The 23047-nt window shown below is 33.8% G+C and carries 11 protein-coding genes; 5 read left to right on the top strand and 6 right to left on the bottom strand.

Annotated elements, in window-relative coordinates; genetic code table 11:
- The first annotated feature begins 1 nt into the window (after position 1).
- The 5 genes from D1815_RS18585 to D1815_RS18565 are packed head-to-tail and all read left to right on the top strand — an operon-like array spanning position 2 to position 4404.
- Entirely contained in the window at positions 2-997 is a 996-nt protein-coding gene (locus D1815_RS18585; protein ID WP_118388848.1) for a sugar kinase, read from the top strand.
- Entirely contained in the window at positions 998-1663 is a 666-nt protein-coding gene (locus tag D1815_RS18580) for a bifunctional 4-hydroxy-2-oxoglutarate aldolase/2-dehydro-3-deoxy-phosphogluconate aldolase (RefSeq protein ID WP_118388846.1), read from the top strand.
- 4 nt (positions 1664-1667) lie between these two features.
- Positions 1668-2648 carry a TRAP transporter substrate-binding protein gene (locus tag D1815_RS18575; RefSeq protein ID WP_027393354.1) on the top strand — a complete coding sequence of 327 codons (981 nt, stop codon included), beginning with the start codon at positions 1668-1670 and terminating at the stop codon, positions 2646-2648.
- Entirely contained in the window at positions 2645-3112 is a 468-nt protein-coding gene (locus tag D1815_RS18570) for a TRAP transporter small permease (protein ID WP_233557607.1), read from the top strand. Before D1815_RS18575 ends, D1815_RS18570 begins: the two co-directional genes overlap by 4 nt.
- Entirely contained in the window at positions 3109-4404 is a 1296-nt protein-coding gene (locus D1815_RS18565; protein WP_118388844.1) for a TRAP transporter large permease, read from the top strand. Before D1815_RS18570 ends, D1815_RS18565 begins: the two co-directional genes overlap by 4 nt.
- A gap of 62 nt (positions 4405-4466) precedes the next feature.
- Here the strand turns inward: D1815_RS18565 and D1815_RS18560 are convergent, their stop codons facing one another.
- The 6 genes from D1815_RS18560 to D1815_RS18535 all read right to left on the bottom strand — a co-directional run bounded on the left by D1815_RS18560 (position 4467) and on the right by D1815_RS18535 (position 22527).
- Positions 4467-9062, bottom strand: a complete 4596-nt coding sequence (locus D1815_RS18560; RefSeq protein ID WP_118388842.1) for a carbohydrate-binding protein — start codon at positions 9060-9062, stop codon at positions 4467-4469.
- A 727-nt stretch (positions 9063-9789) separates the two neighbouring features.
- The gene (locus D1815_RS18555) at positions 9790-11913 is read right to left on the bottom strand and encodes an Ig-like domain-containing protein (RefSeq protein WP_118388840.1); all 2124 of its coding nucleotides are present in this window, start codon (positions 11911-11913) and stop codon (positions 9790-9792) included.
- A gap of 93 nt (positions 11914-12006) precedes the next feature.
- Positions 12007-14754 (bottom strand): Ig-like domain-containing protein, encoded by a 2748-nt coding sequence (locus tag D1815_RS23765; protein ID WP_120650497.1) that lies wholly within the window; start codon positions 14752-14754, stop codon positions 12007-12009.
- A 200-nt stretch (positions 14755-14954) separates the two neighbouring features.
- Positions 14955-17207: a polysaccharide lyase gene (locus D1815_RS18545; RefSeq protein ID WP_118388838.1), complete on the bottom strand. Its 2253-nt coding sequence runs from the start codon at positions 17205-17207 to the stop codon at positions 14955-14957.
- A gap of 42 nt (positions 17208-17249) precedes the next feature.
- Positions 17250-19112 (bottom strand): polysaccharide lyase, encoded by a 1863-nt coding sequence (locus tag D1815_RS18540; protein ID WP_162897372.1) that lies wholly within the window; start codon positions 19110-19112, stop codon positions 17250-17252.
- A gap of 79 nt (positions 19113-19191) precedes the next feature.
- Entirely contained in the window at positions 19192-22527 is a 3336-nt protein-coding gene (locus D1815_RS18535; protein ID WP_118388834.1) for a cellulase family glycosylhydrolase, read from the bottom strand.
- Between the last annotated feature and the right edge of the window lie 520 nt (positions 22528-23047).

The raw sequence follows: 23047 nt of genomic DNA, 5'->3' as shown, positions 1-23047 counted from the left end.
AATGGAGAAAAGAGTTATTACTTTAGGTGAGGTTCTAATGCGTCTTACTACCGCAACGAATGAGCGATTCGAGCAATCGAATACATATAAGGTACATTTTGGCGGAACAGAAGCTAATGTTTCAATCTCTCTTGCACAATGGAATGTCAGCGCTACTCATATCACTTCATTTCCAAATCATTCCATAGGAAAAACTGCTTGCAACTACTTAAAAAAGTCAGGAGTTGACACCAATAACATAAAATTCAATGATGGAAGAATGGGGCTTTATTTTTTAGAAAATGGTGTTATGCAACGATCTTCTAAAATCATATATGATCGTTTTGATTCTTCCTTTTCAAAATTAAACCCTACTATTTTTAACTGGGACGAAATTTTAAAAGATGTAGATTGGTTTCATTGGACAGGAATCACACCGGCGATCTCTGAATCCGCAGCTCAACTATGTCTCGATGCTTTGACTTCGGCTCAAAAATTAGGAATAACAGTAAGTGGAGATATTAATTATAGAAGAAACCTATGGCAATATGGGAAATCACCTTTAGAAATAATGCCTGAGCTTATTAGCAAAACTAATGTTATCGTAGGTGGGCTTACTGATTTTGAAAATTGCCTAGACATTTCAGCAAACAACTTTGAAGAAGGATGTAAAAAAGTACAGCAGAAATACACTACTGTGCATACGCTATCTAATACCCAACGAGAAATCCTTTCTGCATCTCAAAATAAGTTATCGGCAATACTTTGGAGAAATAATAAGTACAATGTCTCTAAAACTTATACTATGGAAAACATTGTAGATCGCATTGGCGGTGGTGATGCTTTTATGGCAGGATTAATTTATGGATTGATGCACAAAGAAGAGGATGATGCTCTTGAATTTGCCGTGGCTTCTGCAGTATTGAAACATGGAATTCTTGGAGATGCAAATTTAGTTTCTGTAGAAGAAATAGAACAACTAGTACAAGGGGATAACATTGGAAGACTATTGAGATAAATGAAAAACTCTGCAGAACACATCATCACAATAATGGAAAAAACCGGATTAATTCCCGTTTTTAATCATCAAGATATTGAAGTTACTAAAAAAGTATTAGATGCTTCATATGAAGCAGGTATAAGAGTTTTTGAATTCACAAATAGAAATGAAAAAGCACTCTCCGTTTTTACTGAATTACGAAAACATGCATTAAAGTACAATGATCTAATTCTAGGTATAGGAACCATTTTTACCAAAACTGAGGTTGAACAATTTCTTAACGCTCAAGCAGATTTTATAGTTTCTCCGGCATTAATCCCTGAAATCGCTAATTATTGCAATAAAAAAGAAGTGTTATGGGTCCCAGGATGTGCTACCGTTACAGAAGTTTATAGTGCTCAACAACTAGGAGCAAAATTAATTAAAGCCTTCCCTGGTAATGTTTTAGGTGTAGATTTCATCAAAGCTATTAAAACTGTTTTACCTAAAACTAAAATAATGCCTACCGGAGGTGTACAACCTTCTCTGGAAAATTTAAGATTATGGTTTGATTCTGGAGTAAGTTGTGTTGGAATGGGATCTCTACTTTTTAGTAAAAACAATATTAAGAACAACGATTTCTTAAAACTTTCTTCGGATATAAAAGAAGTATTGGTGAGCATTAAAGAAATTAAAAACAACTAATATCATGAGAATCAAGATACTATTTCCACTTTTTATAGGACTATTAATAATAGGATCTTGTTCTACGAAAAAAGAAGTCAAAATACTAAGACTAGCGCACACATTAGACACCAAACATCCTGTGCATAAAGCAATGATTATTTTAGGTGAAAAACTTAAAAAAAAATCAAACGGAACTTTACAAGTTAAATTATACCCAAGTGGTCAATTGGGTGCAGAACGTGAATGTCTTGAATTACTACAAATTGGAAGTCTAGACATTACCAAAGTTTCTGCAGCTGTCTTAGAAAACTTTATCACAGAATACAAGGTTTTTAGTATTCCATATCTATTTAGAGATAGACAACACGCTTTTCAGGTTTTTGATGGAGCTATTGGAGATGAAATGCTTACTAAAGGAGATAAATATCGACTAAGAGGGTTAACTTTTTATGATGCAGGAAGTCGTAGTTTCTATACAAAAGAGAAGCCTATAACGACTCCAGAAGATCTTAAGGGTTTGAAAATAAGAGTTCAAAAAAGTAATATGGCTGTTGCAATGGTCAATTCTTTAGGAGGATCTCCCACTCCCATTTCATGGGGAGAATTATACACAGCTCTACAACAAGGTGTTGTCGACGGCGCAGAAAACAACCTGCCCAGTTTTTATACCTCTAAACATTATGAAATATGTAAATACTTTAGTCTTGATCAACATACTGCCGTTCCTGATGTTTTATTAATTGGTTTAGATACTTGGGAACGATTATCGGAGCAAGAACAAATCTGGTTAAAAGAAGCTGCGAGAGAATCTACAATAGAACAACGTAAGTTATGGGCTGCATCAGAAAAGGAATCCTTGGATATTATTACCACATCTGGAGTCGAAATTATAACTCCTGACAAAACTTTGTTCGAACAGGAGACAGAAAGTATTCAAAAAATGTTTCAAGATAATCCTGATATGCTATCCTTAATTAAGAATATCAAAAACACAAAGCAATGAGAAAAACAATAGATACATTTTTAGAAAAAGCGCTAATTCTAATATTCTCATTGATGTTATTTAGTGTTATATGGCAGGTGTTTTCAAGGTTTTTATTAAAATCCCCCAGTACTATTACTGACGAGATTTCGAGCTTCTCCTTAATATGGCTAGGCCTATTGGGAGCGGCATACGCCACAGGAAAACGCTTACATCTTGCCATAGATCTGATACCTTCTCATATTGTAGCTAAAAGACAAAAATTATATGAAAGGATTGTGCAAGGATCTGTTTTAATTTTTGGATTTCTTGTTATGGTTATCGGAGGAGTAAGACTTTGTTGGTTAACATTTGTGTTTCAGCAAAAATCAGCTACACTAGAAATTCCTTTAGGATTTATTTATTTGGTAATTCCTATAAGTGGCTTATTGATCTGTTATTATTCTTTAGTCATACTATTACGTAAAAAAGATCTTGTATTATGAATTATACTGAAGTTTTGATCCTAACATTAAGTTTTCTTGTATTACTCTCAATTCGAGTTCCCATAGCGTATGCCATTGGTCTATCCGGACTATTTACCCTTATTGTAGCCATGCCATTTATGCCATCAGTTACTACGTTAGCGCAAAGAATGGCAACATCTTTGGACAGTTTTACCCTTTCTGCAATTCCTTTTTTCATATTAGCAGGTCAAATTATGAATCGAGGCGGTATTGCAGTACGACTCATAAATTTCGCAAAAGCTATTGTAGGACCTTTACCAGGAGGATTGGCTTTTGTAAATATATTTGCTTGTATGCTTTTTGGTGCAATATCCGGTTCCGCCGTTGCAGCTGCTTCTGCTATTGGTGGGTTTATGAATCCAATGATGGAAAAAGAAGGGTATGATAAATCTTTTAGTGCTGCTGTAAATATAACTAGTTCTACGACAGGTTTATTAATCCCACCAAGTAATGTTTTAATTATATATTCTCTAGCTAGTGGTGGTGTTTCTATTGCTGCTCTATTTGTAGCTGGATATGTCCCAGGTTTATTGATTGGATTTGCTTTAATGTTAGTCGCTGGTATTTATTCGGTAATCAAAAAGTATCCTACCGAAAAACTAGTTAGTCTTAAGGTTTTTCTTAAACGATTTTTAGATGCATTACCAAGTCTTCTTTTACTTGTAGTTGTTATTGGAGGAATCGTTGCCGGAATTTTCACAGCTACTGAGGCTTCTGCAATAGCAGTTATTTACACTTTTATATTAGCTCTTGTGTATAAAGAAATTTCACTTAAAAGCATTGCTCCGATATTATTAGAAACTATAAAAACCTCATCAATCGTGTTATTACTAATTGCAACCTCTATTGCAATGTCTTGGGTAATGTCTTATGAAAACATTCCTCAAGAAATTAGTAACGCATTACTTTCAATTAGTGATAATCCAATTATTATTTTAATACTTATCAATCTAATTTTATTATTTGTGGGAGTCTTTATGGATATGACTCCAGCAGTATTGATTTTCACTCCAATTTTTTTACCTATTGTAACAGATTTAGGAATGAATCCTATCCACTTTGGTATTGTTATGATTCTAAACCTTTGTATCGGATTATGCACGCCTCCTGTAGGTTCTGTACTTTTTGTAGGGTGTAGTGTAGCAGAATTAAGTATTCAGAAAGTAATTCGTCCTTTGATGCCTTTGTTTTTAATTATGATTCTAGTATTAGTTTTAATCACATATATTCCAGAGTTAAGTTTATGGCTTCCTAGGTTATTTGATTTATAAAAGCTTATACAATATATAAACAACCTCAAGGAAAAATACCTTGAGATTGTTTATCATTCTCTTTAATTTGTTTTTACAATTTTATATATCATTAAATCTGATCGACGATTCTCTATATCTATAATTCGCACCATATAGACTCCTTTGGACAGCTGGCTAAAATCAATCTCATTTTCTGATTCATCCAAAGATTGACTAATCTTTTCTGCACCTAACAAATCGTATACCTTAATGACTTTGGAAAAATCCGCACCAGAAACACGTAAGATATTCTTTACTGGATTTGGATAAAGAATAGGGTCGTTATCATCAACGTTGTCAGGATTTTTATTCTCTAAATAAGTAATTACCAATTTTGGAGCTCCTGTAGTTCCATTTTCCTTGGATCCAAAAGCAAAATCATTGCCTCCATTCATTTCTAAAATAAGACTGAGCTTCTCATTAGTCAAAACTTTAGAAAGATCTACCCGAATTTGTATGGTAGAACCTATTGCATATGCACCTGTTCTAGAACCTATAATCTGTGCTTTTGTGGCAGGTTTATTTTGAAGAGAGAGATTGGTCTCTGTCCAACCGTTATGTGCTGCCTCTTGGACTAGTACTTCTCCATTTCCTGCATCACCAAATACTTCAAATTCTAATATCGCATCAGTAATCTCTCCATTAATTCCAGCTAGATCAAACATTAAATATCCGGTACGTCTTCCACCTTCTAATCTCACCATAGTATTATTAAATCTTGTACTATTATCTAAGTAAGCATCGTGAATTGGAGAAAGGCTTGTAGTTGTTTCCACAAGCGAAGGTTTTGTAACTTCAACTTTATCAAAATTAAATAAATACCCAGCTCCACCAGTGTATACCAATCGTAATGTTTGGTTTCCACCGGAAAGTGAAATAGAACTAGTATGTGATTGATATGAATGCCAATTACCATTTCCTGGGATCTGTATAGATTCTTTTAAAGAGTTATTCGCATAAATCTCAATGGTACCGCCATTAGTATTACTTGAAGTAAATACCGTAAAATCATAACTTCCCGAATCCTCAACATCAATCTGATACTCAGTATAATTGTTATTTAATATAAAACCAAGGTTTTGTCCTCCACTAGGTGTATTCTCTTCACGAACACTGCCTGATATATTAGTAAATGCTTCAGCTTCAAAACCTCCTGGTATTGGAATTGCAGTTCCATTTACATCATTTACTATGATCGTTTTGATTTTGGTGACAGTTTCACCACTGGTAGTGGTTGCTATAGCCTTTAACTCATAAGTTCCTGCCGCAAGATTTAATAAAGTATTATCATTTTGGTTGGTATTTGCTGTCCCCCATTCATAAGGAGCTCCTCCTTCTTGTCGTACCAAAACATCATTTAGATAAAGTCTAATATTTGAAACACTTCCATTGGTAACAGAGACTACTACACCTAAATCATCACCTTCTTCTAACTCGTTATTTGTAGGATTTGTAAATACAATTTCTGGTGAATTATCACAAGGGTCATCCGATGCATTTGGTCCATGAATATAATCAACCCAATAATGACTAGATCCAGAAGGATTTCCAGGAAAATCTAATCGAAGTTTGGTAATGGTTTGCCCCATCCAGCTGTTGAGATTACTCATATCAAACACAAGTTCTTCAAAGACATTTGTGGCTTGTGGGGTCACTGTTACTGATCGAGCAGCTGAAAAATTATTCTCATTAATTGTAGTCCAAAATAGTTGATATGACCCAGTTGCCTCAGACTTAGTTCTAATTCTTAATTGGGAAACCTGATTCCCGTCAAATTTAAATCCACTTCTTACAATATAGGGATCATTCGAGTTATCTGCTCTTATCAACCAATGTTGATCGCTACTGGTATTAGCGGCGGCAATATTGAAGCGTTCAAAATTTTCATTGGTATTACTAAATCCGAAGTTTAAATCGGATGCATTGTTTGGGTTTCCACAAGTATCTATTTCAGTGATATCGGGCCTTCCATCACCATCACTATCTAGAGCAGTAACTCCATCAAGGTCGTTTGTTGTACAAGGAAGATTAGAAGGTTGAAAACCTCCATTGTTATCCCAATTTAAGGTAACATTTACTCTATCATCTCCTCCAACCGCTCTAAATTTAATATACACATCTCCATTTCCTGCTATAAAATATCCATTATTTGTAGCATTTTCTACTGCTACTCTAGAATTTAGTAGCGGAGCACCGTTTACTCTAAAATTTCCTAGTTTTCCCAAACCTTTTAAGCAAGCTAATCCTAAATCTCCCGCGTCTCCCCTATTCCATATAAGTAATATACTTTTATTTGCTGGGGCTTTATCAAAATAGTATGTATACATAAAATCTTCATTAACAATCATTGGAAATTTATAGGTTCCAGATGACGATGATCCAGATTCGTAAAAACAAACATCTTCAGTACCGGGCTTAGATCGAACTACCGACATACGAACTCCACTTGCATTGATTCTTGCCATCCATAATCCTGCAAAATAATAATCAGATCGAGCCGCATTTCTCCAAGAAGAATGTCTGTATTCATGTCCATCTCTAAGAAATGGAATATCTCGAATCAACGTACCAGGTTTTCCTAACATCGTTCCATCATAATCTTTGAAAAATTGTCCAACCTTTCTTGTACGAGTATCAGTAGTATTTGGCAGTTGAAAAAATCTAAATGGGAAAGGTTCAGAAAATCCTTTGGTAGTTCCTCTAAATGTAGGATTAAAATTCTCAGTTGCTCCACCACCTGTGATTTGCTTAATCATTTCGGCATTAGATCGGTTCCATCCTTCAAAATGGCAATCAAAATGTCTACCAGGACCATCATAAAATCTAAAGAATTCTCGTACACCATCAAAAACACCTAAATCTGTATCAACATTAAAAAGGCTATTCTCTATCGTAAGATCACCTGCAAGCATAGAAACCGTTTTATTATCACTAAAAGCACAATTATAAAAAACTGTGTTTTCATTTATTCCTCCTACACCTAATCCGCTATATAAAGCTTGATCATTTCCATAAAACAAACCATCTTTAATCAGTTGCCTAGAATTAACTTTCCATCCAAAATTCTTTTTTATTGAATGATCAGGGTTTAACTGATCAAAAACATCCCAGCCAGTCATACAAGTATGTGCTACAAAACCATCGAATCGCCCTAAGGGTTCCGTTGTTGGGTTCATCCCCTGGAAATAAGCTAAATTACCAGAATCAAACATAGGTTTTTCTGGAAAAGCGAACCAAAATCCTGTTCCTTCTGTACCCGCGGCCACATTATTTTCGAAATAGTTATTAGGGTTAGTAATCCAATAAGATGCTGGTGTTCTATTTTGTGCTTCATTAGCTTCATTATCAGAAGGAGTCAATTCTTCACCTGGTTTTGGCCTTCTGGTAACAAATACTACATTATTTTTAATGGTATTAAATCGTTCTCCTCCATCTTCTAAAAAAATACCGTGACCAATTTGGTCGTAAGCAAATACACCATCGACAGTGACGTAATCTGTACCATGTATTGTAACAGCTCTATTAAAGGATTTATGCACACTGCTATTTCTTAGATAACTACCATTTGATTGATCTTCATTTAAGTGCCAGTGATAAGGGTATCGACCTAACACACCTTTTTGTCCCATTTTGTATAACTCTATATTTTCTGAATGAGAAGTAGAACCTTTCATGAGCATAATATGACCTCCAAAGCCAGTTTGCTCATTATTTCCATCCATTTTACCTTGAATTTTAATATAGTGTGATAACAAACCAACTTCTCCTTGAATATTTACATCCCAAGTTTTTCCATCTCTGTCTCTAGTATATGTTTTAGATCCTCCAATATGTTTAAATTTAAGAGGCGGTGATAGTGTAAGTGTTCTTTTATTACCGCTAATAGCAGTTATTGTAGCTTCATCCACATTGTTCCAAGCTTTTGATTGCGAACTGGCCAATCCTGTGGCAGTAAGTGCGATCTTATCCCCTACTTCCCAATCTACCTGATCTTTTAGGGTAATTTGCGTTGCTCCTACATTTGCAGTACTTGCTAGATTGGTCCAACTTATTCTTTTCTTTCCATGCAATTCTAAGCGGCCTCCGCCCATTACCATAATTGCTTTATATGATGCTGCCGCATTAGCAATCTTGTTACCCGTAAGTGTTATTTGACATCTAATGCCTCCAGGGCCTTTATCTGCATAGTAAGGCTGATTTTCAGTTCCTACTTCCATATACCCTCCGTTAGCAACCATAATACTTTGTGCTTCTAAATCTATCCAAGCACCTGGAGATTGATAGTTTACTGCACCAAGTTTTCCTTGTACAGTGATGTTTTTGGCTCTACAAGTTCCTACCATAGTTAAAGTTATTCCAGGAGGAACAACTATATCATCATTTGCTGTTGGTAGATTACCATTGGGCCAAGTTGATGCCTGTGTCCATAATCCAGATTGAACAGGTCTAATAGTAACCAAACTAATAGTAGGTGGAGCACAATCAAAAGATGAAGTAATTTTTGTGGGTGTATCGTTAGAAGTAGCAAAAATTTTACTTACACAAAATATAAGGAACATCAATAAAATTAATGTAATGAAACTGTTGTGTTTTAATAGGTATCGCCATTTATGGAGGTAACTTTTAGTTGTATTCATAATTTATTAGGTTTTAGTTGTGAGTTTGTGTTATGTTATTGAGCACCTATAGAGACAATAATTGATCTATAAACACTAAGCTTATTATGGTATCTTAGATCATTTCTAAGCACCTATTTAATGTATTCGAAATCGCAATTTTTATCATTAATTTTATTAATAAGGTCAAATCCATTTAATGAAATAAATCACTATACTGGATATACATATTAGTAACCGAATTAAAATATTAAAGATCTAAGGGAAGAAATATTTTAAGAGTCAAATGCTAGTTATCACTTGATATTTAGAACAGTTGTTTTTGGAATGATTATTATCATAAATAAATTTTTAAAATTATAAATTAAAATTCCCAATAATATTTGTTCAATGCTTCTTAACTATGATATAAAAAATTTAACAAGAGCGTCTGGATTTTCTTATTAAATATTATCATACAATAGTATTGAATTTCGAAGAAAAATTCAAGTTTTAAACATGAGTGAAAATTCACTTAAACAACTGACAAACATTTATTTACATTAAATTTTTATAGATACTTTATAGATATTATTAAGGTTTTTATTATAGATTATTCTTTCCTACTATACTCGTGTCGAAAAATATCAAGTTTTAATTCTAAATATGATCTTTAAAAAGATAATACAAAATGATTTTTATATAGTTATGACTAATAAAACTAGGATATTTTGATCTCAAAAAATATCCTAGTTAGCTATTACCAATCTTATTTTTTTACAAACAATAAAGATTCTTTAAATCCTATCGATTTAATAGATAAGAAATAGGAACCAGATGGTAATTCTGAAACATCCACAGTTTCTATTTCTTTTTCAGTCATAAACTCTTTTACTACTTTCCCTTCAACACTAATTATCTGAAGAGTTTTTAATTCTGAGGACATTCCTGAAATGGTTAAAAAAGAATCCGACAAAGGGTTAGGAAAAGCTTTAATCTGCGAAACATCAATTGCTGGATTAGACCTATTACAATTTGGAGCAGATACCGAATTACTGAAATATATCGTATATCCTTCAGATTTGGAAACCAGTGCAAAATTAGCACCGTCTCTAGCTATCCAATAAGAACCATCGAGACCTTCAAATCCAGTATTGTTCAAAGTAACTTCTGGATTAGAATTCTTAAACTGAAAAGTCATTGTAGCTTTAAAATCTACATACCAATCTGGTGAACCATTATTTGTATTGATAGCAAACTGATATAATCCATTGTTAGCAGGAACCCAATTAATGGTAAACTTTCGGAAATTACCAAGTTTGGGACCATCGCTACCTAAAACATGAACATTACTATACGTAAGCTTATCCATAGCATTAAGACCACTATTGATAGGTGTACCAAAGGCACAATTATCGCTTCCTCCAGTGTTGTCTCCTTGAACAGTTAAAGTAAATGTCGCTTCACTTTGTTTGCCATCATTATCAGTAGCTACAGCTTTAACTGTATACGTTCCTGCAGATCTTCCATTTACTTCTTGTGGATTAGGAGAACTATTGTGACCCCACTCATATGGTGCTACATTCTCTTGACGAACTAAACTGTTATTAATATATAATTTTACATTAGAAACACTTCCATCAGAATCAGAAGCATTTGCAACTACGGTAAGATCATATCCCTCTTCTAAAGTAATGTTACCAGATGGTGAAGCAAATGAAACATTTGGAGCTTGATTACTAGTTGGTGACTTAACAATTACCGTTCTTGAAACTTCTGTAGAAAGCCCTTCTTGTCCTTCTTCAAAAGCTCTTGCGCCTATTGTATATGTTCCTGCTACTGTTGGTGTCCAAGTAACCGTATAAGGAGCTGTTTGATCTTGATCATAATAGCTACCGTTTACTTTAAAATTAACTCGACCTACATCGCCATCAGGATCCGAAGCGTTTGCTCTTAAGACAATTGTTTCTCCTAAAGTAAACTCTTGATTATTCTGAGATGGATTCGTTAAGGCTACTGTTGGTGGTTTATTAGAATCAGAAGAAGTCCCCGAAGGAGTTGCAGCTACTAAAGTTGTTGCGACTCTCATTTCGTCATAATAAGTGCTAACATCAAAGTTGCACGCATTAGAGTTATATGATCCCCATTTCGGATATACAACAGTACCATCAAATGTTTTATGATATGCTCTCTTACCATCCGAGGACAACGTTACTTTATAATCCTGAAATCCTGAATTGGTTAAAGTTTGTTTCTCTCCATTATACCAGAATTCTATATATCCTACATCTTTATTTCTAGACAGTTTTATTTTTATGACAAAACTCACCCAAGTATTTTCTGGAATAGATTTATTCCATAAAGTAGTTTTGCGTCTGCTAATAGATCCACTACAAGAATTCCACGACGGATAACAAGGACCCCAAGCACTAAGACTTAAGTTCCCATTGCCATACCCCATATTAAGAGGGTAATTTTGAGTGTTATTTTTATTACCAGCATCAGTTTTCCACTGCCACACAGCGATTCCGCTAGTAATGTTAGGTGTTGAATTTATTTTCCATCTCCATCCATAATATAGTACATCCCCATCCTTAGGCAGATGATTATTAACCGTACCCGTCGTTCTGGCAAATTCCCCTCTTTTCTGACCTTTCGGTTTACGAACTCTCCAAACTTTTCCATATTCCGAATCATTCGTAGTAGTAGCTGTAGATGAATTATTAGATTGATTATTACAGTAATCTCCAGCATTACCAGAATCAAATCTTCTGAAGCTACTATTCACACTCTTATTAGGATCTCCATACCAAAGCACTTGGCTATGTGCATAAACCCCTGCTAATAGAAATATTATTATAAAAACCGTATTTCTAATTTCATTTTTTTTCATAATTCACGATGGTATTAGTATATACAAATTGATAATCTTATTATTAACTTATATATGTATTTAACTAGTTTAGTTAGTGTTATACCTTTTTTCTTATTTAATGAACAAAAAGGATTGTTTCGAGTTCTTACTTCTACTAATCAGCAAATATGGACCAGAAGGAAGTTCTGAAACATCCATAGTTTCTGCAGTGTTTGTAGAATTTAATTCTTTGATTATTCGTCCTTGGAGATCAACAATCTGTAAGACCTTAGTCTTTGTAGACAAACCACCAATGTAGATAACATTATCCTTGACAGGATTAGGATAAACAATCATCTTCTCTTCAATATTATCAATACCTGAAGATCGATTACAATCTGGAACAGATGATGAGTTACTGAAATATATAGCGAAGTCCTTTATCTTAGAAACCATCACAAAACTATTAGCTTCTTGTGTGACCCAATAAGATCCATCTAAACCTTCAATTCCAGTATTGTTCAAAGTAACTTCTGGATTAGAATTCTTCAACTGAAAAGTCATTGTAGTTTTAAAGTCTACATACCAATCTGGTGAACCATTATTTGTATTGATTGCAAACTGATATAATCCGTTATTAGAAGGAACCCAATTAATAGTAAACTTTCGAAAATTACCAAGTTTTGGACCATCACTTCCTAAAATATGAACATTAGAATACGATATCTTATCCATAGCACTAAGACCGCTATTGATAGGTGTACCAAATGAACAACTATTATTACCATCTCCATCGCCTCCATTATCATCATCTCCTTTTACAGTTAAAGCAAAAGTGGCTTCACTTTGTTTACCATCATTATCAGTAGCTACAGCTTTAACTGTATACGTCCCAGCAGATCTTCCATTTAACTCTTGTGGATTTGGAGAACTATTATGACCCCACTCATATGGTGCTACATTCTCTTGACGAACTAAACTGTTATTAATATATAATTTTACATTAGAAACACTTCCATCAGAATCAGAAGCATTTGCAACTACCGTTAGATCATATCCCTCATCTACAGTAAGGTTACCAGATGGTGAAGCAAATGAAACATTTGGAGCTTGATTACTAGTTGGTGTCTTAACAATCACAGTTCTTGAAACTTCTATAGAAAGTCCTTCTTTATCAAAAGCCTTAGCTCCAATGGTATATGTCCCTGCTGCTGTTGGTGTCCAGGTAACATTAAAAGGTCTATCCTGATCTTGTCTAAAAAAGGAACCATTTACTTTAAAATTGACATAATCTAAATTTCCATCTGGATCCGAGGCATTTGCTCCTAGCGCAACAGTTTCTCCTAGAATAAACTCTTGATTATCTTGTACAGGATTCGTTAAGGAAACTGTCGGTGGTTTATTTTCTTCGTTCTTAATTCCTAAATCAATAATCTGTAAGTACAATGGCTGCTTATCTCCTGATTTCTTTTCCATCAAGTAGTAGTACAATTTTCCATCATTGATATAAGGAACACCGAATCTAAATTTCTTTCCATTTGTTGGAGCATATATTCTTGTAAAATTATTTTTACCTCCATCCGCTTTCTCTACGTAAACACGGTCATTATTGGTGCCAATGATGTAAATATTATTATCATATGTATATAATTGATCTCCACCCGAAAAATTTGTTGAAGTAATAAAACTTGAACTACCCGCTGGCTTATACGTATGTACATTTTTGGTTACGTTATTTTTAGTGTCTCTAACTTTACCAATAATATGTACATCTCCCCTATCTGTAACAGTCCAATCAAAACCTTGTACCATAAAAACTTCATCTTTACCGGTTGCAGAAACCAAATTTCCAGGTTCATACACTTTCAATAAATCAGCGTTAGCAAATGGAATGTTAATTGCTCCTCCTAAATGATCTTTCCATTGACTTTTACCACTTTGGTCATTAGAATACCCATAATAAAAACCATTTTGATACAAGTATTTATCGTTATTGTTTGCACTCCTTCTTTGAAAACCAACTCTAAGTTTACCATTTACGTATTTCATGCTCCCATATAGTCCCCAATTAAATTGTTGACCATTATTTTTAGCATTTAATTTATTAAATTGAGTAAGCTCATCCCATTTTGAAGTACCTGCGTTGTATTTACTAAATACATATGCGCCATTATTATGACCTCCTCTTCTCATATACATAAGTAAGTCTCCACCATCATTTAAAAAAAACTTAGGGTACGTAAGACTTTGAAACTGTTCAGGATCGGAAGTGCCATTTAGACTTACATGGGTATAGTCATTAGTTCCATCCGGAATAAACAAATTCAGTTTAAAATCTGAATCTGAAACAGTAGCGGCATTCTTTTTAGAGTAAGCATATCGGAAGTAATCATTTTTGGAGAATCCTGTGTTCTTATAGGCGTGCATATCATAAAGCATGTGGATAGTTCCATTTTTAGGACTAATACCAACTGCTATTGTATTATGAGATTCTCCTATCCACCATTTACCGTTTAACCCGGTATGAGTATGAGGAAACTCAATAGTTTTAATGACACCTGTACTGGTATTATACCTAGAAAGCATAACATGTCTATTATATTTACCTCCTTTATACCAAGTCATAAAAACAAATTGTTTATACTTCTTAATACAATCTCCATGGGCTGATATCCTATTTCCAAAAAAATAATCATATCCGGACCCATTATTTGGAGCATTTCGATCTACTTTTTTTCCATCGAAAAACAAACCGACATCTGTAATCTTTGTTTCTTCTTCTAATTGAATTTGTGCAATACTATAATAATTAGTTAATAAAAAACATATCAAACAGGCAAAGACTGTTTTTGTTTTATTTGAGTTAGTAAAATAATTCATGATCATTTTGAGGTTAAAATTTTAATAATGGAAACTAGTCTACTAAGCCACCTTATTTTGACAGCTAAAAAAATGATGTAAAAAAAAATTGTGCTATATCGGTAACCTACTGTTCTACATTTTGATATAGTATACATAGATTGATAATTATCTATCAATCTATGTATGCTTGACTAGTTTGGTGGGGTTATACCTATTCCTTATTTAATGAATAAAAAGGATTGTTTAGCGTTCTTACTTCTACTAATCAGTAAATATGGACCAGAAGGAAGTTCTGAAACATCCATAGTTTCTGAAGTGTTTGTAGAATTTAATTCTTTGATTATTCGTCCTTGGAGATCAACAATCTGTAAGACCTTAGTCTTTGTAGACAAACCACCAATGTAGATAACATTATCCTTGACAGGATTAGGATAAACAATCATCTTCTCTTCAATATTATCAATACCTGAAGATCGATTACAATCTGGAACAGATGATGAGTTACTGAAATATATAGCGAAGTCCTTTATCTTAGAAACCATTACAAAACTATTAGCTTCTTGTGTGACCCAATAAGATCCATCTAAACCTTCAAATCCAGTATTGTTCAAAGTAACTTCTGGATTAGAATTCTTCAACTGAAAAGTCATTGTAGTTTTAAAGTCTACATACCAATTTGGTGAACCATTATTTGTATTGATTGCAAACTGATATAATCCGTTATTAGCAGGAACCCAATTAATGGTAAACTTTCGGAAATTACCAAGTTTTGGACCATCACTTCCTAAAATATGAACATTAGAATACGATATCTTATCCATAGCACTAAGACCACTATTGATAGGTGTACCAAATGAACAACTATTATTACCATCTCCATCGCCTCCATTATCATCATCTCCTTTTACAGTTAAAGCAAAAGTGGCTTCACTTTGTTTACCATCATTATCAGTAGCTACAGCTTTAACTGTATACGTCCCAGCAGATCTTCCATTTAACTCTTGTGGATTTGGAGAACTATCATGACCCCACTCATAAGGTGCTACATTTTCTTGACGAATAAGACTATTATTGATATATAATTTTACATTAGAAACACTTCCATCAGAATCAGAAGCATTTGCAACTACTGTTAGATCATATCCCTCATCTACAGTCATGTTACCAGATGGTGAAGCAAATGAAACATTTGGAGCTTGATTACTAGTTGGGGACTTAACAATTACCGTTCTTGAAACTTCTGTAGAAAGCCCTTCTTGTCCTTCTTCAAAAGCTCGTGCTCCTATAGTGTATGTGCCAGCTGAAGTCGGTGTCCAAGTAACAGTATAAGGAGCCGTTTGATCTTGATCATAATATCCACCATTAACTTTAAAGTTAACTCGATCAACATCTCCATCGGGATCAGAGGCATTAGCTCTTAAGGTAATCGTCTCACCAAGTGTAAACTCTTGATTATTCGATGATGGATTGGTTAATGCAACTTGTGGTGGTTTGTTATCCTCGCCACCGTCTGGTGGGTTACCACATCCTGTCCAAACTTTAAAATCATCAAAAAACGTATATTCTGTTCTTGGAGAATGCCAAACAGGATCTGTTCTACTTCCTCCACGATAGGTATTCATAATTAAAGCATTGATTTTTAAGCTGCTTTTTCCTGAGTTTCGAATTTTCGCATTGTTATCACGATACGTTTCTACTCCATCAATCCACATGATTACTTTACCATTTTTTTGGCCTGGTGTATTCATTTTGATGTACTGACGGATTGTATACCATTTATCGTCTTTCAGATTAGAAAAAATTCTTTTTCCGTCTCCACAATCTCCATCTTTTCTAGCACTCCCATCTTGTTTTTCGGCAAAGTAACTGTAAAGAATAAGATAAGGTGCATTGGTTTGCGCCCTATTTCTTCTCCACATCAAACGTGCAGACCATCCATTTGTATTGTATTTACATCCAGATGGAATAGTTCCACGACCTGTACTTTCACTATTAATCCCGCTGGTAGAACCTCCCAACCCTGGCAATTTTCCACCAGTAGCCCAGAAAAAATTATCATCAAATTTTACCTTATATTCTAAATACGCTTCATCTACGGCATCAAAATAAGGATCAAAGAGAAAACCACCTGATCTACCTGAGGCATCATTTTTTAAATACTGCGCTCGTAAAGTTCCATTAACAATTCTTGTTTCTTGCGGAGTATTTTCTATCAAATTACTTGCAGCGCCGGGACCTTCTACTCCTCTATATGTAGATGCAGTCCAAGGTTTGACTTTATTATTAAAATCATTTTTGATATCTGCAATAGAGTATCGTCTGTTGTTCCAATTATTAAAATCAACATCGATTATAGTATTACATTGAGCAAAAGTGTCTTGATTATTAAAAAGAAGTGCGATCACTATCAAAAATGATAGTGTAAAAACATTCTTATTTATATACCGTTTATAAACAATCTTTTCTTTCATGATTATAAAATTTTTAATTAGTTAATTAGTTGAGTTTGGTTATTAATTCTTTATTAGTTTATATCTTTTCGATGCTACCTTGAAAGATTTTAACTCGATAAAATAAAGTCCATTCTGTAATGAAGTAACATCAATTGAAATCGATTCTTCCTTAATTGGCTTTATTGATTTAACTTTCTGACTATTTATATTATAAATCACTATTTCGCTAATAGATGGATCAACACCGCTTAGCAAAATTGAACTATTGGCAGGATTTGGGTAATAAGAAAAGGAATCTACCTCTTCTAAATCAGGTTGGGATTTATTATCGCAAGAAGGAAATTCATTAGAATTACTGAAATACAATGTAAATCCTCTAGTCTTAGAAACCATTATAAAATTATCTTGATCTCTAGCAATCCAATAAGAACCGTCTAATCCAGAAATTCCAGAATCATTAATTGTTATTTCAGGACTTGATTGTCCCAACGTATGAGTTACTTTATTTTTAAGATCTATGTAATAACTAGGAATTCCATTATTGGTATTGATCGCAAATTGATATAAACCATTATTACCCTCATTCCAATTAATAGTAAGCTTTCTAAAATTGTCTAGTGCAGGTCCATTATTTCCTAAAACGTATGCTTCGGAAAAAGACGTCTTTTCAATACTTGAGATACTATTATTTACAGGAGTATCGAAGGAACAATTATCACTATTATCTGTATCTTCATTTTGTACAGTAAGCGTAAATATAGTTTCTGAAGTTGCCCCATCATTATCTATTGCAACCGCTTTAAAAACATGTGAACCAACAGGCAAATTATTTACTTCATCTGGATTTGGCGATGAAGCATGACCCCATTCATAAGGAGCAACACTTTCTTGTCTTATAAGGTTATTATCTATATAAAGTTTTACATTACTAATACTCCCATCGTTGTCAGAAGCGTTAACCTTAACATCGAGACTATATCCTTCATCTACTGTAGTATCATCAGAAGGCGTTGCGAATGTTACAACTGGTGATTGATTTGTATCACCTCCATTATCTCCGTCTCCATCATTGTCGTCATCATCTCCAATTCTAGTGGTAGAAACAATAAAATCATCGAAATATGCTTCTAGATCTTTGGTAGGCTGGAAAGTTTCATCACTACCCCCAAAAAAAGTGGATAGATATATAATATTAAGATGAATATCTTCTTCTCCAACTTGTCTATAATCGCCATTATCTGTAATATCTATTGCAAGCTCTCCATTTAACCAACCTCTCATTATTCCATCATTCTGTCCAGGAGTATTTAGCTTATTATACATTTCTACATGATTCCATTGTCCTTTTTTAAATTTTACTTGATCTGGCTGAGGTTCTCCATTTGGTTCTTCATAAGGATCTGTTAGACTCCAATTAATAGATGCATGCCATCCATCCCAAGTAGGTTCTGTATTATAATGCACATAGAACTCAACCAGTCCATCGTATCTCCACATTAAACGTAAAGACATATTCCTTTCTGAAGTCTGATATGCTAAACCAGGTAATTTACCACCTGCTCGAAATTCAAAGTCTTCTGGAAAGTATATCCAATAACTAATATATAATTCATCATACTCTCCTTCTACATCAAACGGTACTTTAGTATGCATACCACTTTCTCCGGTTTTAACCTGTCCTTTAGGATACTTAACATCTAATACCTTACCGCGAGTTTCAAAATCAGAAATATGTACCCTACCTTCATCTGCTCCTTTACAAAAGGAAACATTTAGTGCTTCTTTTATTTGATCTCTATTATATTGCCCAGAGGACAAATGATCAAAATCATATTGATATACATAGTTTTCTTGAGCAAATAAGAATGAAGTAAGGCTCAACAAAATAAATGTAAAACTATTTTTTACGTATTTATAATTCATGTTGTATGCGTTTTGAATCATTAGAATCATCATCAGATAACTTAGTCAGCTACCTGATGATGATGATTGGCTAATACTATTACTGTTTAGTAAATAGAATGGATTTTCTGAATTTTAATCCTTTAACAATGAGAACATACATACCCGATTTAAGTTTAGAAACATCTAAACCTACTTCTGTATTCTCAATATTCTCTTGAAGTACAATCTTACCTTGCATATCAGCTACTTCTAAAGTAGATTTTTCCTGAGCTATCCCTGTAACGTTAAGTATGTTATCACTAACAGGATTTGGAAACAATTTAATATTGGTTAATTTATCCTCATCTACCGGTGATTTATCATCATCACAGTTAGGAGCTGTATCAGAGTTACTGAAATAAATTGAGAAGTTTCCGCTTTTAGAGACCATAACAAAATTAGTTCCGTCTTTTGCTACCCAATAAGAACCATCTAATCCACTAAAACCTGAGTTGCTTATCGTTACTTCAGGATTACTAGTATTAAAGTTAGTGCTACTAAAAGGTCTAAGGTCTACATAATAATTCGGCACACCGTTATTAGTATTCATTGCAAATTGATACAATCCATTATACTGTGGATTCCAATTAATACTAAATTTTCTAAAGTTATCCAACGCAGGACCACCGCTTCCCAACACATGTACTTCTGTAAAAGATACTCCATCAAACGCTGGTAAAGCACCACTAGAAGGAGTTCCAAATAAACAATCATTGCCTCCACCAGTATCTTCACCTGTTACTGTTAATGTAAAGGTGGTCTCGGAAGTGGCTCCTTCATTATCTGTAGCTGTAGCTCGAAATGTATGATTCCCAGTTACTAAACCAGTTGTTTCTGCTGGGTTAGGTGATGTGCTATGTCCCCATTCATAAGGATCGAATCTTTCTTGTCTTATAAAATTACCATTGATATAAAGTTTTACATTGTCTATGGTTCCATCACTATCTGAAGCATTTACTTTAATATATAGGCTACTATATCCTTCATCGACTGTTAAATTACCAGTAGGTGTTTCGAAAGAAATTGCAGGAGGCGTATTATCTCCTCCATTATCGTTAGATACCGTAATATTTACATTACCAGAAGTTGTTGTTGCTCCATCATTATCCGTTGCTTTTGCAGTTAAATTATAATTACCTGCTTGCACATTATTTATATTATACTGGTATGGAGGTGAAGAATCTTCTCCTAATTTTACAGAGCCGTTATAAAATTCAACTTTTGTTATACTTCCATCTGAATCTGATGCATTAGCTATTATTGTTATATTATCTCCTTCTTGATATGATTGTCCATTAGTAGGAGATGTAATACTTACACTTGGAGCCTGATTTTCTCCACCTCCACCACAAGGGATAATATTCCAACTTGGGCAAGATTGTGTTACAAAATTCGTAGTTCCATCACTTATAGGGAAATCTGGAGAGTTTGGATTACGCGTATTATTCCATACGTGAATTTCTGAAGGGTCTCCTTGTTTTTTTCTTGCTGTTTGAATTTCGTTAGCTCTACTACCTAAATTAAAAGTATTATCAAAAATTGCATTTCTAAAACCAGTATTGAATCCAGTTCCTCTATCTAAAAAATCAACTCCAGCATTAATAATCGTAGATCCATCCAAATTAAAGATGTTGTTATATACAAAACCATAAGCTCCTTTAAGGTCAATAAAAGCATCTGCACTATTTTCCCCAGATATCCCTTGCGCAGAGAAAGTACAATTACGGATAATTGTATTTTTAGTTCCTTCTTTTACATCGACACCTTCTGCTGTTACATTAGGCCCTACAATACAACCATCAATAATATTATTATTACATTCTCTTTCGTAATCATCATGCTGTCCTTTATCAGATCCCACATATAAACCTTCTCCAATTCCTGGTTTTTTGATACCCACATTATATACTCGACAATCTTTTACAAGGTTAGAACTCGACCCATCTCTTAAATGAATTCCTTCTTCTCCTAATTCTCTAACTGTTAGATTTTCTAGGATTCCATTATTGGCATTATCCAATACAATTCCTTTAGAACCTTCTTCAAAAATTATATTTTTTATTTCCCAATAATCTCCTAGCATGTGCAATACATATCCATCATACTTCCCATTTTCACCTTTTAATATTGGTGGATTGGAAGGGTTTTGTGCTCTCATAATGATAGGTTGCGAAGCTGTACCATTTTTATCTGAAGCAAATCTAGCTGCTCTTCCTCCTATATTAATTTTATCTGGAGCCTCATAGGTTCCTGAAGCAATTATAATTTCATCTCCTGGTTGTGCATTTTGCATAGCATTTCTAATACAGTCTACTGTATTACAATTGATGGTACCACTAGGCCCATCAGGATCTCCTCCATCATCTTCTGACCAGTTTTTTATAAGGTCTTTTATGTAATTTCCTGTTGGTGTTAGTTGATTATTTTTTAATCCATCAATCCCCTTTCCTAATTCTACTACAGAAGATCTTTCAGCTCTTGTAGGATCATTGTTACTAGGTTTATCACTAACTGACCAATTTACGTGGCTAATATTATTGTCTTTGAAAAATTGCATCCATCTTTCCGTTTCTGGAATTTCTAAAGCTCCATCACCACTAGCATCAACCGCTCCCCATTCTGTAACAAATAATGCTATACCATTGTTCATAGCTGTTGTAGCTTTTTGTCTTAAACTATTTGTATGTGTCCCTGAATAAAAATGTAAAGTGTATGCTGTATTAGCATCACTTATTGGATTATTTGATGCTACATCAACATCCTGAGACCAAGTAGGAGAACCTACGATAATAAGATTATCCGGATCTTCAGATCTAATAGCTGCAATTACCGTTTCGGAATAACTTTTTACTATTGACCAAGATTGGTTAATCGGCTCGTTATATACTTCATAAATAACATTAGGTTTATCTCCGTATAATTGTGCCATTTCCTTAAAAAAGTCAGCAGCTTCTGAAGTGTATTGTTCAGCTTCATGAGTATGCCAATCTATTATCACATAGATTCCTTCTGTTATCGCTGCATCAATTACTTTTCTAATTTTATTTTTTTGTAAATTAGGACTATCAATGTAACCTGTACCTCCATCCCAGTTTTCTTTTACTCCCATAGCTACGCGGATGATTGAACTATTCCAATCACTGGTAAGATGTGATACGGTTTCGGCATCATAAAAATCCGAAGTATCTCCCGCATTACTCCAGAATAAACTATTTCCAGCCAGACTGACCGGATCATTATTTTTATCAACAATTTGATTTCCTTGTACTCTTAATCTTCCATGTTTCTGTACAACTGTTTGAGCTACTCCTCCTGCCCAAATAAATAATAGTAGTGCTAACCATAAAAAACGGTTTGCTGAAAAATGTTTCTTGTGTGTGTAATACATTTTCATAATTACGCTTGTTTGTGTGTTATATTATTATAAAATGATCTGAAAATATAGGCCTACAGCGTTATTTATATAGGTTCCTATACATCATTATTACTTACCTAAAGAAATCGACAGCTCTATTTAAATGAAAATACAATCAGAGATATTCATCGTAGACGTCTAATCTAAATCAGTATTACAACTACTGAAATATCATATCCGAATGCACTGAAAAATGATTACAGTCATTAGTAACGAGCCAGAAATTCTTCTGGTACGATCCATTATTTAAAATGATATGTCCAAATTCCGGAAGGGTGGGAGATAGAATTTAGATATCGAACTTACTTGCAATTTTATTTAATTCTAATTAATTGGAATTTTTAGTAATTGTTTGTGGGTTCATTAAACTTTACTTAAAATTAATTTGCCAATCTCAAAATCAAACATTTTTATTAATACTCCTTTTCTAAAGGAAAAATTACATGATTTTTATTTACAAGACATCTAAGAAATCAATTTAGACGATCTTTAGTTAACT

The organism is Aquimarina sp. AD1 (assembly GCF_003443695.1).
GTDB classification, from domain to species: Bacteria; Bacteroidota; Bacteroidia; order Flavobacteriales; family Flavobacteriaceae; genus Aquimarina; species Aquimarina latercula.
This window is presented reverse-complemented; position numbering and strand designations above follow the sequence as displayed.